Annotated in this window: 12 protein-coding genes; 6 read left to right on the top strand and 6 right to left on the bottom strand. The window is 66.7% G+C overall.

Annotated features, from left to right (window positions below; all coding sequences use genetic code 11):
• Positions 1 to 240 precede the first annotated feature (240 nt).
• On the top strand, positions 241 to 2,508 hold the full coding sequence (locus tag ACKN61_RS18085; protein WP_408950695.1) for a TonB-dependent receptor: 2,268 nt from the start codon (positions 241 to 243) through the stop codon (positions 2,506 to 2,508).
• A gap of 146 nt (positions 2,509 to 2,654) precedes the next feature.
• On the opposite strand, the gene lpxH is transcribed toward ACKN61_RS18085, so the two are convergent.
• Complete coding sequence (gene lpxH, locus ACKN61_RS18080; RefSeq protein WP_408950694.1) at positions 2,655 to 3,389, bottom strand: UDP-2,3-diacylglucosamine diphosphatase; 735 nt, start codon at positions 3,387 to 3,389, stop codon at positions 2,655 to 2,657.
• A 268-nt stretch (positions 3,390 to 3,657) separates the two neighbouring features.
• Between lpxH and gltX the strand changes: the two genes are divergently transcribed.
• Both gltX and ACKN61_RS18070 read left to right on the top strand, forming a co-directional pair.
• The gene (gene gltX / locus ACKN61_RS18075) at positions 3,658 to 5,058 is read left to right on the top strand and encodes a glutamate--tRNA ligase (protein ID WP_408950693.1); all 1,401 of its coding nucleotides are present in this window, start codon (positions 3,658 to 3,660) and stop codon (positions 5,056 to 5,058) included.
• A gap of 31 nt (positions 5,059 to 5,089) precedes the next feature.
• The gene (locus ACKN61_RS18070) at positions 5,090 to 5,578 is read left to right on the top strand and encodes a transcriptional repressor (protein ID WP_036149149.1); all 489 of its coding nucleotides are present in this window, start codon (positions 5,090 to 5,092) and stop codon (positions 5,576 to 5,578) included.
• Between the two features lie 305 nt (positions 5,579 to 5,883).
• Here the strand turns inward: ACKN61_RS18070 and ACKN61_RS18065 are convergent, their stop codons facing one another.
• The 3 genes from ACKN61_RS18065 to ACKN61_RS18055 all read right to left on the bottom strand — a co-directional run bounded on the left by ACKN61_RS18065 (position 5,884) and on the right by ACKN61_RS18055 (position 9,949).
• Positions 5,884 to 7,140, bottom strand: a complete 1,257-nt coding sequence (locus ACKN61_RS18065; protein WP_408950692.1) for an MFS transporter — start codon at positions 7,138 to 7,140, stop codon at positions 5,884 to 5,886.
• Between the two features lie 177 nt (positions 7,141 to 7,317).
• Positions 7,318 to 7,773 carry a MarR family winged helix-turn-helix transcriptional regulator gene (locus ACKN61_RS18060; RefSeq protein WP_408950691.1) on the bottom strand — a complete coding sequence of 152 codons (456 nt, stop codon included), beginning with the start codon at positions 7,771 to 7,773 and terminating at the stop codon, positions 7,318 to 7,320.
• A 145-nt stretch (positions 7,774 to 7,918) separates the two neighbouring features.
• Positions 7,919 to 9,949 (bottom strand): TonB-dependent receptor, encoded by a 2,031-nt coding sequence (locus ACKN61_RS18055; RefSeq protein ID WP_408950690.1) that lies wholly within the window; start codon positions 9,947 to 9,949, stop codon positions 7,919 to 7,921.
• Positions 9,950 to 10,041: 92 nt separating this feature from the next.
• Between ACKN61_RS18055 and ACKN61_RS18050 the strand changes: the two genes are divergently transcribed.
• Both ACKN61_RS18050 and ACKN61_RS18045 read left to right on the top strand, forming a co-directional pair.
• Entirely contained in the window at positions 10,042 to 10,449 is a 408-nt protein-coding gene (locus ACKN61_RS18050; protein ID WP_408950689.1) for a MerC domain-containing protein, read from the top strand.
• A 175-nt stretch (positions 10,450 to 10,624) separates the two neighbouring features.
• The gene (locus tag ACKN61_RS18045; RefSeq protein ID WP_031373010.1) at positions 10,625 to 10,813 is read left to right on the top strand and encodes a 30S ribosomal protein THX; all 189 of its coding nucleotides are present in this window, start codon (positions 10,625 to 10,627) and stop codon (positions 10,811 to 10,813) included.
• A 7-nt stretch (positions 10,814 to 10,820) separates the two neighbouring features.
• On the opposite strand, the gene ACKN61_RS18040 is transcribed toward ACKN61_RS18045, so the two are convergent.
• On the bottom strand, positions 10,821 to 11,021 hold the full coding sequence (locus tag ACKN61_RS18040) for a hypothetical protein (protein WP_408950688.1): 201 nt from the start codon (positions 11,019 to 11,021) through the stop codon (positions 10,821 to 10,823).
• A 26-nt stretch (positions 11,022 to 11,047) separates the two neighbouring features.
• Here ACKN61_RS18040 and ACKN61_RS18035 point away from each other — a divergent pair, with 26 nt between their 5' ends.
• The gene (locus ACKN61_RS18035) at positions 11,048 to 11,680 is read left to right on the top strand and encodes an outer membrane beta-barrel protein (protein ID WP_223620381.1); all 633 of its coding nucleotides are present in this window, start codon (positions 11,048 to 11,050) and stop codon (positions 11,678 to 11,680) included.
• A gap of 201 nt (positions 11,681 to 11,881) precedes the next feature.
• Here ACKN61_RS18035 and ACKN61_RS18030 read toward each other — a convergent pair whose 3' ends face one another.
• Positions 11,882 to 13,084, bottom strand: coding sequence for a dipeptidase (locus tag ACKN61_RS18030; protein WP_408950687.1), 1,203 nt, complete (start codon positions 13,082 to 13,084; stop codon positions 11,882 to 11,884).
• Positions 13,085 to 13,290 lie beyond the last annotated feature (206 nt).

Below are 13,290 nucleotides of genomic sequence, written 5' to 3'. Positions count from 1 at the left end.
TTCCCGTTGACCGGAGGGCTGGGGGGAGGGCAGCGCCGCAGGCGCCAATGCATCGCTCCACGGCAGCCAGCTGCGCGTGCAATCTGCGCACAGTGTCAGCGCCGACTCGATCAACTGACGCCGTTCTGCAATATCCCGTTCACACCGAGTCGACAGACTTCCGGGCTTCGCTCTGACGCCGCCCAAGAGCGGACTGCGCATTACGCGCGGCGGCCACTCTGATTTGGAAGTTCCCCTGAAATGACGACGAAGACGACGCTCCTCGCCGCCTCGATTCTGTTCTGCCTGTACGCCGGCAACAGCCTCGCCGCAGAAACCGCCACCACTGCCGCTGTCGATCCGGCCACCGCCGCGGTCGGTGCGGGCGCGGTCGACGACGCCACCACCCTCGATGCGGTCTCCGTGGTCGGCACCGGCCAGACCCGCCAGGTGCAATCGCTGGGCAAGCAGGATCTGCAGCGCGTGGCCGCCGGCACCAGCCCGCTCAAGGTCATGGCCAAGCTGCCCGGCGTGCACTTCCAGAGCTCCGATCCCTGGGGCAATTACGAGTGGTCGAGCAAGCTCAGCATCCGCGGCTTCTCGCAGCAGCAGCTCGGTTTCACCCTCGACGGCGTGCCGCTCGGCGACATGAGCTACGGCAACCACAACGGCCTGCACATCAGCCGCGCGATCGCCGCCGAAAACCTGTCCGGTGCGGAACTTTCGCAGGGCAGCGGCGCGATCGACACCGCGTCCTCGGGCAACCTCGGCGGCACCTTGCGCTTCTTCAGCGCCGACCCGATGGCCGAGTACGGCCTGCGCCTGGCCCAGACCGTCGGCAGCGACGCCACCAGCCGCACCTATGCGCGCATCGACACCGGCGACCACAACGGCTTCAGCGCCTACCTCAGCGGCGTGTTCCACACCACCGACAAGTGGAAGGGCGACGGCCCGCAGCGCAACGGCCAGTTCAACGGTAAGTTCGTCTACGCCAACGACGACGTCAAAGTGACCGGCTTCGCCGCGACCTCGCGCCGCCGCGAGACCGACTACGCCGATCTTTCGCTCGAATCCGCGCGCCGCCTCGGCATGGATTGGGACAACTACGCCAACGACTGGCAGCGCGCGATCGACGCCGCCAACGGCAAGTTCAGCGGCGGCGTCACCAGCCTCGACGATGCGTATTACATCGCCCGCGGCGTGCGCGACGACGACCTGGCCTACCTCAGCGCCGACTGGAACGTCAGCGACGACCTGGTGCTGGCGGCTACCGCGTATTACCACAACAACAAGGGCCAGGGTCACTGGGCGACGCCGTACTCGGTCTCGCCGACCGTGCCGCTGCGCATGCGTACCACCGAGTACGACATCGAACGCACCGGCATCATGCCGAGCCTGACCTGGCAGATCGGCGACCACCGCCTGCAGGCCGGCCTGTGGCTGGAAAAGAACGCCCACGGCGTGCAGCGCAACTTCTACGACCTGCAGCGCAACGAGCCGCCGAACGAGATCTTCTTCTACCATAACCCCAGCGCGCGCGTGTTCCGCCAGCGCTTCGATACCGACACGCGCCAGTACTACGTGATGGACCACATGGAGTTCATCGGCGGCCGCCTGGCGATCGATGCCGGCTTCAAGGGCCTGCGCGTGGAGACCGACGGCAAGACTCTGATCGGCGGCGCCAGCCGCGCCAGCGGCAAGCTGGTTTCGGAAGACAACTTCCTGCCGCAGCTCGGCGCGCGCTGGCAGCTGAGCGAGCACGAGGAAATCTTCGGCTCCTACAGCGAGAATCTGTCGGCCTTCCGTACCGGCGTCAACGGCCCGCATTCGACCTCGCAGGCCGCGTTCAATGCCGCTGTCGCCTCGCTGGAACCGGAAAGCTCCAAGACCCTGGAAGCGGGCCTGCGCACCAGCCGCGAGCAGATCGAGGCCTCGGTGGCGGTGTACCGGGTCAACTTCGAGAATCGTTTGCTCGCCATCGCGCGTTGCGCCGGCATCGTCGGCTGCGCCTCGAGCTTCGCCAACGTCGGCGACGTCGAGAGCCGCGGCGCCGAAGTGACCGTGGTGTGGAAGCCGTTCGCCGGCTTCAGCTGGTACCACTCGCTGGCCTTCAACGATTCGCAGTACGAGTCGGATTATCTCGACGGCACCACCCTGGTCCGCACCAAGGGCAAGCAGGTGGTCGATGCGCCGAAGCGTCTGTACGCCACCGAAGTGCGCTGGGAACGCGACGGCCTGTTGCTGCAGCTCGGCGCCAAGTACACCGACAAGCGTTATCTGACCTACCTCAACGATTCGGCGGTCTCGGGTTTCTGGGTGGTCGATGCCTCGGCGTCGTACGAGTGGAAGGAGCTGTCCTGGGCCGATGCGTTCAAGCTGCAGTTGAACCTGACCAATGCCTTCGACAAGCAGTACTTCGGCAGCCTCGGCACCAACGGTTTCGTCGCTTCCGATCCGCGCGGCCTGAACTACACCGTGCAGTCGGGCGCGCCGCGCCAGGCCTTCCTGACCGCCGAGGTGCGCTTCTAAGCAGCTTCCCGAGAAGTAGCTTCCAAGCCGCATCGGTTCCGATGCGGCGGGGCGCTTGGGTCGGGTTCGATTCAAGCGCCTATGCGAGCGCCCGGACTACGCGTCCGGGCGTTTTCGTTTCTGCGGCGGAGCCGTAAGCGATGCGCTCAGTCCAGCGTCTGCAGGCGTGCGCCGTCGCGATCGACGCGCAGCACCGAGCCTTGCTCGTACCAATCGCCGAGCACGATGCGCCGGCAGGCGCGTCCGGCGACGTCCAGCTCGTGCACGGCGGGGCGGTGGGTGTGGCCATGGATCATGCGGTCGATGCCGTAACACGCGAAGGTCTCGGCGACGGTGGCCGGCGATACGTCGGTGATGGTTTCCATGCGGCCGTCGTCGCGCAGGCCGGCCTGATGCGCCTTGCTCGCCGCGCGCGCCTGTTGCGCGAAGGCCAGACGCGCCGCCAGCGGTTGCGACAGGAACTGCGCCTGCCAGGCCGGGTGCCGGGTCTGGGCGCGGAACTGCTGATAGGCGACATCGTCGGTGCAAAGCAGGTCGCCATGGCCGATCAAGGTCGGGTGGCCGTACAACGACACCACCGCGGGGTCGGGCAACACGGTCATGCCGGCGCGCCGGGCGTAGTCCTGGCCGAGCAGGAAGTCGCGATTGCCGCGGATGAAATACACCGGCACGCCGCTGTCGGCGAGGGCCTTGAGTTCGTGCGCGACGAAGGCGCCGGTCTCGGACGGGTCGTCGTCGCCGACCCAGGCCTCGAACAGGTCGCCGAGGATGTACAGCGCATCGGCGCCGCGGGCTTCTTCGCGGACGAAGCGGCCGAACAGTTCGGTGATCTGCGGACGCTCGGCGTCGAGATGGAGGTCGGAGATGAAGAGGGTCGTCATGGGCTTAGTTTAGCCAGGGTCGTTGCCGGGGCGCGCTGTGGGGGAGCTGGCCGGGCGATGGACGAGCGAGTGCAGGGCGGGAACCGGATCGATGCGGGGCCTGGGTTTCACCGCAATCGCGGGACTGGGAGGCGGTGACGCAGGTGCGCGCACCCGGCTCGGCTCCTTGCTGCCAGCCTGGGTCGTGGCGTTCGCCCGCGGCTTTTCCCGACGCCCGTGCCCCGGCTCCGTTAAAATCCCCGGTCTCCCAGGATTCACCGAGCCCCGCATGACCTGCCGCACCCGTTTCGCCCCCAGTCCCACCGGTTATCTGCACATCGGCGGCGCGCGCACCGCGCTGTATTGCTGGCTGGAGGCGCGCCGCGCGGGCGGTCAGTTCATCCTGCGCATTGAGGACACCGACCAGGAGCGCAGCACCCAGGCCGCGATCGACGCGATCCTGGAGGCGATGCAGTGGCTGGGCCTGGACTACGACGAAGGCCCGATCTACCAGACCCACCGCCTGCAGCGCTATCGCGAGGTCGCCGAGCAGATGGTCGCGGCCGGCACGGCTTATTACGCCTACGAGACCAAGGAAGAGTTGGCCGCGGCGCGCGATGCGGCGATGGCGGCGAAGGAGAAGCCGCGTTACAGCGGCGCCTACCGCGACCGCAACGAACCCTTCCGCAACGACCCGAACCGGGTGATCCGCTTCAAGAACCCGCTCGACGGCACGGTGGTGTTCGAGGATAAGGTCAAGGGGCGCATCGAGATCGCCAACAACGAACTCGACGATCTGGTGATCTTCCGCGCCGACGGCTACCCGACCTACAACTTCGCCGTCGTCGTCGACGACCTCGACATGCGCATCAGCGATGTCGTGCGCGGCGACGACCACGTCAACAACACCCCGCGCCAGATCAACATCTATCGGGCGCTGGGCGCGCCGGTGCCGCATTTCTCGCACCTGCCGATGATCCTGGACGAGGAGGGCAACAAGCTCTCCAAGCGCACCGGCGCGGCCGACGTCATGCAGTACCGCGACGCCGGTTATCTGCCGCACGCGCTGCTGAATTATCTGGTCCGCCTGGGCTGGTCGCACGGCGACCAGGAGATCTTCTCGATCGAGGAGATGACCCGTTTGTTCGAGCTCAAGGACGTCAATTCCAAGGCCTCGCGCCTGGACTCGGCCAAGCTCGGCTGGCTCAACCAGCAATACCTCAAGAGCGACGACCCGGTGGCGGTCGGCAAGCACCTGGAATGGCATTTGCTCGACAACGGCTACGACCTGGCCAGCGGCCCGGCGCCGGCCGACGTGGTGATCGCCCTGCGCGACCGCGTGCAGACCCTGAAGGACATGGCCGAGCGCGCCTCGGTCTGGTACCGGCCGCTGACCGAGTACGACGATGCGGCAGTCGCCAAGCATCTGACCGCGAATGCCCGCGCGCCGCTAGCCGAGGCCCGCACCCGCCTGGGCCAGCTCAGCGCCTGGACCGCCGAGACCGTGTCGGCAGCCCTGCACGAGACCGCCGAAGCCCTGGCCATCGGCATGGGCAAGGTCGCCCAGCCGCTGCGGGTGGCGATCACCGGCACCCAGGTCAGCCCGGACATTTCGCATACGGTGTACCTGGCCGGCCAGGCCCAGGCCTTGCAACGCATCGACGCCGCCCTCACTAAACTCCCTGCGTAGGAAGCATCGCGCCGCGATAATGGAGTCCGCCATGAGCACCAGCCACGCCTGTACCGACCCCCAGCACCACGTCCACGACGGCAACGCCTTCGTGCAGGAGGTGGAGCGGGCCTGCGAACAGCGCGGCTTGCGGCTGACTCCCATCCGCGCCCATGCCCTGCGCCTGATCGCCGACGCCGGCAAGCCGATGAAGGCCTACGATCTGCTCGACCAGATGAAGGCCACCCACGACGCCGCCGCGCCGCCGACGATCTACCGCGCGTTGGATTTCCTGCTCGAGCACGGTTTCATCCACAAGCTCGCCTCGATCAACGCCTATGTGGGCTGCCATCACCCGGGCGGCGCCCAGCACGCGGTGCCGTTCCTGATCTGCGACAGCTGCCAGTCGGCGACCGAGTTGGAAGACGAGCGCATCGTCGACCTGCTCGAAGGCCGCGCCCGCGCGCTCGGCTTCGTGCCGCAGGCGCAAACCCTGGAAGTGCACGGCATGTGCGCCGATTGCGTGCAGGCGAAGGCTTAAGCTGGATTCGGGATTCGGGATTCGGGATTCGGGATTCGGGATTCGGGATTCGGGATTCGGGATTTGCGTGACAGCGTAGTCGCGCGAACCTCCCTTAGCTGAGCGGCCACCGTGAATTCGCCCCCTTAAGCAAAGGGGGCTGAGCCCTGCGCGGCACGAAGCCAGATTAGCGACGACTGGCGAGGGGGATTTGTTCTTGCTGTGGCTTCGTTGTCATCAGCAGGCAAAAGCAAATCCCCCGGCCCCTTTCTCAAAAGGGGGAACGTCTTGCCTTGATGATTCGTTCCCTCCGACGAGGGGACAACTCATGCCTTCGCCGGCGCTAATCCCGTCATGACCGGTTTCGCTTCGCGGATCGGCAGATTCGCCACCGCCGCCAACAAGGCGAGCACGATGTCGGCGTACCACATCCAGGTGTAGTCGCCGAACTTCGCCATCGCGATGCCGCCGAACCAGGCGCCGAAAAAGCCGCCGATCTGGTGCGAGAACAGGGTCAGGCCGAACAGGGTGCCCAGGTAACGCGGCCCGAACAGTTTGCCGACCAGGCCCGCGGTCGGCGGCACCGTCGCCAGCCAGGTCAGGCCCAGGCCGGCGGCGAACAGGTAGAAGGTCAACGGCGTCGGCGGCGAGATCAGATAGATCGCGATCATCGCCGCGCGGCTGGCGTACATCAGCGCAAGCAGATGCTTCATGCGATAGCGCTGACCGAGCCAGCCGGCGGCGAGGCTGCCGGCGATGTTGAACAAACCGATCAAGGCCAACGCCACCGCCGAGACGTTGTCGGACAAACCGCACAGGGCGATCTCGCCGGGCAGATGGGTGACCAGGAAGGCGATGTGGAAGCCGCAAGTGAAAAAGCCCACGTGCAGCATCCAATAACTCGGGTCGCGCAAGGCGATGCGCAACTGCGCGCGCAGGCCGAGCTCGGCCGCGGGCGCGGCGGCGACGCTTCCATGCGCAGCGGCGGGCGGCGTACGGCGACGCAACGGCCAGGCCAGCGGCAAGGTCGCGACGGCCGCGGCGGCGAGCGTCCACATCGCCATCATCCAGCCCGAGGCGGCGATCACCGCCTGCACCAGCGGCGCGAACACGAACTGGCCGAGCGAGCCGCCGGCATTGATGAAACCGGCCGCCATCGAGCGTTTTTCCGCCGGCAAACGCTGCGCGGTGGCGCCGATTAGGATCGAGAAACTGCCGGCGCCGGCACCGGCCGCGCCGAGCAGGCCGAGCGTCACCATCAAGCCCCATTGCGACGACACGAACGGCGTCAGCCCCATGCCGGCGATCAACAGCACGCCGCCGAATACGAGCACGCGCCCCGGCCCGCGTTGATCGGCCAGCGCGCCGAACACCGGTTGCACCGCGCCCCAGACGAACTGGCCGATTGCCAGGGCGAAACTGATCTCGGCGATGCCGAGCCCGGTGCTTTGGCCGATCGGTTTGACGAACAAGCCCTGCGACTGGCGGATGCCCATGGTGATCATCAGCGTCGCGGTGGCGGCAAGCAACAGCGGCCAATAGGAAGCGGGCTTGATCGTGGTCGAGGGCGGCGTGGCGTTCATGGGGATCCTGCGTAGGTGGGGATCACGGCGGGGAAGGGGACGGGCGGCGATTCAGAAGGATCGGATCAGTGCGGTCGCTCACGACGTGATGCGAAGGGCGAGGCCAGGCCTCTGGACGCGATGCCGCGGTCGTACGCGCATGCACTCGTTTGCGTCGCTTCAATGGCGGCCGGGCGCTCATGCGCCATCGTCCTGCAACTGCGCGATCGCGCGGTCCAACTGCGCATGCAGGGCGGCGACGCCTTCGGCGCCCAGGCCTTGATCGATCCGGTCCTGCGCCTGTCGCCATAGCGGTTGCGCGCGTTCGATCACCCGCCGGCCTTCGTCGGTGATGCGCAGGCGGCGCTGACGTGCATCCAGGCCGGGCACGCTCTCGATCCAGTTCGATTCGACCAGCGGCTTGAGGTCGCGGCTCAGGGTGGTGCGGTCCATGCCGAGCTCGCGGGCGATTTCGCCGAGCGGACGGCCCTTGCCGCCGGTGCGGCGCAAGATCGAATACTGGTTGAGGTTGATCCCCGCTGGCGCCAGGGCCTGGTCGTAGCGCTGGCTCATCAGCCGCGCCAGCTTGCGCATGCGAAAGCAGGTGCAGACGCTCTGGGTCGGGACGGCGGCGGGCTCGGTTCGGGCGCTCATTAGGTGTATATACACCTATTTGCTTCGCTACCGCAAACGCCGACACGAGGTCGGCGTCTGGGCCACGGGGATAGGTCACGACACGACTGGGAGAGAGATCGTTGAGAACCCCGAAGTCAGGTGGCGCCGATGCAGGAAAGCGCCGTCAGAAGAACACCCGCACGCCGAAGTCGACGCCGCGGCCGGGCAACACCACGCTGTCCTTGAGGAAGGAGGTGTGCACCCGCGCTTCCTGGTCGGTCAGGTTGCTGCCGTTGAGGAAGACCTCGTAACCCAGGTTGCCCGCGTCCCAGTGGTAGGCCAGGTGGGCGTCGACGAGGGTGTAGCCGTCGGTCGGGGTTTCGTTGGCCGCGACCTTGTCCTGCTTCATGTAACGGGTCGCACCGAGCGAGGCGCGCCAGGAATCGGCGTCCCAGCGCAATTCGCCGCCGACGCGGCCCGGCGCGATGCGCGGCAGGTTGCCGCCGTTGTCGAGCTTGGCGCGGACGCTGTCGCCGAACACGCGCACGTCGAACTTGCCGGCGTCGCCGTCGAACAGGTGCGCGATCGCTTCGCCCTCGAAACCGGTGAACTTGGCGTCGGCCTGGCTCCACTGGCGCACCGGGCTGTCGTCTTCGATCTCGCCGGTGTCGAGCAGATAGATGAAGCCGTCGAAGCGGGTCTGGTAGGCGGCGAGCTTGGCCTCGAATTTCGCGCCGTGGTAATGCACGCCCAGTTCGACCTGGTTGGCGCGCTCCTTGCGCAGATCGGCGTCGCCGATCTCGAACGAGGCGGTGGCTGCGTGCAGGCCGTGGGCGAACAATTCCTCTTCGGCCGGCGCGCGTTCGGCGCGGTCGAGGTTGAGGCTCAGGCGCCAGGCGTCGCTGAATTTCCACAATGCGCCGGCCGACAGGCTGACCGGGGTGAAGTCGCGCTTGGCCGCGCCGAACGGCGAGCTTTCGATCTTGTCGACGCGCGCGCCGAGTTCGAGCTGCAGCGGGTCCCAGGTGCGCTGTTCGGTGACGAACAAACCAGCGGCGCGGGTCTTGGTCTTGGGCACGAAGGCCTCTTCGCCGATCGCCTGGAACTTGCGCTCGTAGCCCTGCACGCCGACCGCGCCGACCCAGCCGCCGAACGGCTTGTGGGTCAGTTCCAGGCGGCCTTCGGTGGCGTCGCTGAGAAAGCGCGTGCCGACTTCGTCGCCTTCGAATTCGATGTGCTCGTATTCGGTGTTGGCCACGCTCGCGCGCAGGCCGCTGAAAATGCCGAAGGCCTGGTTGATGCCGCCTTTCAGCTCGAAGCGGTTCTGCTTCATGTCGATGTGTACCGGCGCTTCGCCTTCGAGCGCATCGCCGGGTTCGCCGGGGTTGCCGTAACGGTCTTCATAGCGCGCGGCGGAGAAGCCGAGGAAGCCCAGGTCGCCGACCAGCGAGGCGCCGAGCGCGCCGGTCTTGGTGTCGACGAAGCTGTTGCGCTGGCGGCCGAGCGGGGTTTCGTAATCCTTGTTGTTGCGGTACACGCCGTCGGCATGCAGCACCAGGGCGCCGTCGGCGCCCATCGCATCGACGCGGGCCATGCCGGTGACGCCGTCGTTGACGGTGTCGTGGCGGATCTCGGCGCGGCCGGACACGGTTTCGTCGAGCGGGCGCTCGGCGATGCGGCCGTCGACCACGTTGACCACGCCGCCGATCGCGCCGCTGCCGTAGAGCAGGGTGGCCGGGCCCTTGAGCACTTCGATCTGGTCGGCGAGGAAGGGCTCGACGGTGACGTTGTGATCCTGGCTGACGGTGGACACGTCCTGGCTGGCCAGGCCGCCGGTCAGCACGCCGACGCGCGGGCCTTCCAGGCCGCGGATGATCGGGCGGCCCACGCCGGCGCCGAAGTTGGAGCTCTGCACGCCGGGCAGCTTGCCGATGGTCTCGCCGAGGGTGGTGCCGCGCGCTTCGTCGAGCTTCTCGCCGGCCAGCACCTCGACCGGCTGGGCCAGTTCCTCGGCGCTGGACTGCAGCGGGGTGGCCGTGACGACAACGGCGTCGAGGCTGGTAGCCTTGTCGTGGCGGGTGTCGCTGGCGGTGCCCGCAGGCGGCTCCTGGGCATTGGCCTGGGCGGTGGCCAGCGCGGCCGGCAGGGCCAGGGTAAGGGCGATGGTGAGCGCGCTGCGACGTGCGCCGAGGAATGAACGGATGGGCTTGGGCATGATGAACCGGCTGACGATGAACTGGCGGGGGATGGTGAAATGTTATAAAGTAACGTTTACCGATTGACAACCATCCCAGAAGTCATCCCCCCATGTCTTCATTGCTACGCGGCTTAATCGACCGGATCGGCGCCTTCGGCTCGCTGGCCTGCGCCGTTCATTGCGCGGCATTGCCGTTGCTGATCGCGGTGCTGCCCTCGTTGGGCTTCGCCGGTTGGTTCGACGACGGCTTCGAACTGGCCTTCGTCATCTTCGCCACCATGCTCGGCACCGCCAGCCTGATCTCCGGCTATCGCCGCCACCACGCCGTGCGCGCGCTGTCGCTGTTGGTTCCGGGCTTGAGCGTGCTGTGGATCGGCGTGTTGTACCCGCCGCTGCACGGCTCGACCCTGCCGCACGCCATCGCCATGACCTTCGGCGGCACCCTGGTCGGCCTGGCCCACCTGGCCAACCTGCGCCTGAACCACAGCCACGTCCACGACGCCAGCTGCGCCCACTGAGCGCCCGCCGGAGCGGCTGCGGACGCCTCGGATCGACGCTTGTGCTAGGCTTCGCAGCCTCGCGCGCGGCCGCGCAGCGCCGGACACCCGGCCTCGGCCCCCGGCGAAATCGCCTGCAGCCTGCGCGGACCACCATTCGATTCAACTGTAGAACGTCTTAATTAGGAGCACGACCATGGGTAAAGGCGACCGCAAGACCGCCAAGGGCAAGCGCTACAACTCCAGCTACGGCAACGCCCGCAAGGCCGTGAGCAAGGCGACCGGCACCGCCGCCGCGCCGGCAGCGAAGAAGACCGCCGTCAAGAGCGCGACCAAGGCACCGGCCAAGAAGGTCGTGGCCAAGAAGACCGCTGCCAAGGAATAAGCCGGCCTCAACGCCGACGCTGTTCGAGAAAGCCCCGCATCGCGGGGCTTTTTTTTGTCCTTTTGTTTGCCGGCGAAGGCCCGGGCGACGGGGCGGCGGAAACCCGTTTCAACGGGTTTTCCGCGCCGCGCCATGCCATCGGGCACACAAAGACAAGATGTAATTTTTTCATTAAGATGCGCGCGTTCCCGAGGAAGGGAACGGTCATCACATTTCGAAGGATCAAGGGGATTTATGAAGAAGCAACTCGCGCTGGCGCTTGCGCTGGCCATGGCCTCGTCTGCGGCCGCCGCTGCCGACGGCCTGAGCTACACCCACGTCGAAGCCGGCTACTCGGTGCAGAAGATCGAACTGGTCACCGTTGACGAAGACCTCGATATCGAGGACCCGAAGGCCGCTGGCGGTTACATCGCCGGTTCGGTCGCGTTGAACGATGCCATGCACCTGTTCGGCGGCTACCGCCAGGGCAGCGACGATATCGAAGTCAGCTACGCCGGCAGCTACCTCGGCGAAGTCGACATCGACTCCACCCAGTACCAGATCGGCCTGGGCTACCACCACACGCTGTCCGACCGCGTCGACTGGACCGGTGAGCTGAGCTACCTGCGCACCGAAATCGACGTCGAAGACGAAGAAGCCGTCGAAGGCGACGACTACCGCGCTTCGCTCGGCCTGCGCGGCGACCTGGCGGCGAACTTCGAAGGCTGGATCAAGGCCAACTACACCGACGGCGACGTCTACGACGGCGAATTCAGCGGCACGATCGGCGCACTGGTCAAGTTCAACGAGACCTGGGGCATCGTCGGCGAAGCCGAATTCGGCGACAAGAACAGCCAGTTCAACCTGGGCGTGCGCGCCAGCTTCTAAGCGGGCTCGTACGTGCGATAGCGGAAGCCCGGCGCAAGCCGGGCTTCTGCGTTCTAGCGGTCTTGCCATCGCAGTGGCGATGCCGCAGATGTAATTGGCACAGATGTAACTGGTGCAGATGTAACTGGTGCGGATGTGCCTGGTGCGAATGCAACCGCCGCGAATGCCGATGCCGCGAACGTCCCGCGTTCGCGGCCGGCCTTACGACTTCTGCGCCAGCTTCTCGACCGCGCTCCATACCCGCAGCAGATTGCCGCCGAGCACCTTGCGGATGGTTTCGTCGGAGTGGCCGCGCGCCTTCAGGCCCTCGATCAGATTCGGATAATCGGCGACCGACTTCAGGCCGTCCGGCAAGGCGCCGCTGACGCCGTCGAAATCCGAGCCGATGCCGACATGATCGGCGCCGAGCAGCTTGATGCCGTAGTCGATCTGGTTCAGCACCGCATCGATCTTGACCGCGCGCGACGGGTGCGATTTCTCCCAGGCCTGGTCGAAGGATTCCTGAGACTGCACGGTTTCGCCGCGTGCGCGTGCGGCAGCCTGTTCCTTTTCGAACTTGGCGTTGGCGTCGAAATAACCCTGGGTGTCGGCGGCCGAGGCCGGGTCGACGAAGGCGTTGCCGAACACGATCTGGACCACGCCGCCCTTCGCCGCGACCGCCTTGGCGAGCTCGTCGCTGAGGTTGCGCTCGAAGCCCGGGGTGAAATGGCGCAGGCCGGAATGGCTGGCGATCACCGGCGCCTTGCTGCGCGCGAGCACATCGAGAACGGCGTCGTCGGACAGATGCGAGACGTCGACCATGATGCCGAGCCGGTTCATTTCGTCGACGACCTGTTCGCCGAACGGGCTCAGGCCTTTCCACTTGCGGTGCTTGTCGTAGGACGAATCGCTGATGCGGTTGTCCTGGCCATGGGCGAGCGTGATGTAGCGCACGCCGCGGTCGTGGAAACGCGCGAGCTGGGCGAGGTCGTCGCCGATCGGCGCGCCGTTCTCCATGCCGAGCGCGAGCAGCACCCGTTGGCCGCGTTCGTGTAGGCGTTCCAGGTCGGCCGGCGAACGCAACAGGGCGAACTTGTCCGGATGGCGGCCGATCATCGCTTCGACCGCGTCGATCTGGGTGTGCGCGGTCTGTTGCGCGGTGCCGGCGGCATCTTCGCCGGGCGAGGTGTAGATCGACATGAAGGCGACGTCGAGCCCGCCCTGGCGCGCGCGCGGATAGTCGAACTCGACCTTCGGCGTGTCGACGCCGAGGTCGTTCCAGTGCCGCAGCAGTCCGCTCGGCGCGTCGATATGGGTATCGACGATGATCGCGTCCTGGGCGAAGCGCTGGCCCGCGCTCAGAGGCTGGTCGGCGAGCGCGAAAGGCGACGACAGGAGCAGGGCAAGAGCGAGAACGGTCCGCACGGTACCTCCAGGTAGACAGCGAAGACGGCGTAATGCCGCATCGGGCAGCCAGCCTACAACAGCGCGCCGCGGCTGCCTTGCGGCGGCGCAGCGTATGCGCAGAATCACCGATGCCAGCTCGCGGCTACGCGGTTGCGCTGCTTCTCAAGGGTAGGAGCGGCGTCCTACTGGATTTCCTTCGGTCACAAGCCGCGACCGTTTCCTGG

Origin of the sequence: Lysobacter sp. Hz25 (assembly GCF_046097045.1) — a bacterium.
GTDB classification, from domain to species: Bacteria; Pseudomonadota; Gammaproteobacteria; order Xanthomonadales; family Xanthomonadaceae; genus Lysobacter; species Lysobacter antibioticus_B.
Note: the sequence above shows the minus strand (reverse complement) of the source record. Positions and strands in the feature narration are given on the sequence as shown.

Excerpts from the sequence above, each read along its gene's own strand:
- ACKN61_RS18065 (WP_408950692.1), bottom strand. The coding sequence starts at position 7,140 with ATGAACGCCACGCCGCCCTCGACCACGATCAAGCCCGCTTCCTATTGG.
- ACKN61_RS18070 (WP_036149149.1), top strand. The coding sequence starts at position 5,090 with ATGAGCACCAGCCACGCCTGTACCGACCCCCAGCACCACGTCCACGAC.
- gltX (WP_408950693.1), top strand. The coding sequence starts at position 3,658 with ATGACCTGCCGCACCCGTTTCGCCCCCAGTCCCACCGGTTATCTGCAC.
- ACKN61_RS18055 (WP_408950690.1), bottom strand. The coding sequence starts at position 9,949 with ATGCCCAAGCCCATCCGTTCATTCCTCGGCGCACGTCGCAGCGCGCTC.
- ACKN61_RS18085 (WP_408950695.1), top strand. The coding sequence starts at position 241 with ATGACGACGAAGACGACGCTCCTCGCCGCCTCGATTCTGTTCTGCCTG.
- lpxH (WP_408950694.1), bottom strand. The coding sequence starts at position 3,389 with ATGACGACCCTCTTCATCTCCGACCTCCATCTCGACGCCGAGCGTCCG.
- ACKN61_RS18035 (WP_223620381.1), top strand. The coding sequence starts at position 11,048 with ATGAAGAAGCAACTCGCGCTGGCGCTTGCGCTGGCCATGGCCTCGTCT.
- ACKN61_RS18050 (WP_408950689.1), top strand. The coding sequence starts at position 10,042 with ATGTCTTCATTGCTACGCGGCTTAATCGACCGGATCGGCGCCTTCGGC.
- ACKN61_RS18060 (WP_408950691.1), bottom strand. The coding sequence starts at position 7,773 with ATGAGCGCCCGAACCGAGCCCGCCGCCGTCCCGACCCAGAGCGTCTGC.
- ACKN61_RS18040 (WP_408950688.1), bottom strand. The coding sequence starts at position 11,021 with ATGACCGTTCCCTTCCTCGGGAACGCGCGCATCTTAATGAAAAAATTA.
- ACKN61_RS18045 (WP_031373010.1), top strand. The coding sequence starts at position 10,625 with ATGGGTAAAGGCGACCGCAAGACCGCCAAGGGCAAGCGCTACAACTCC.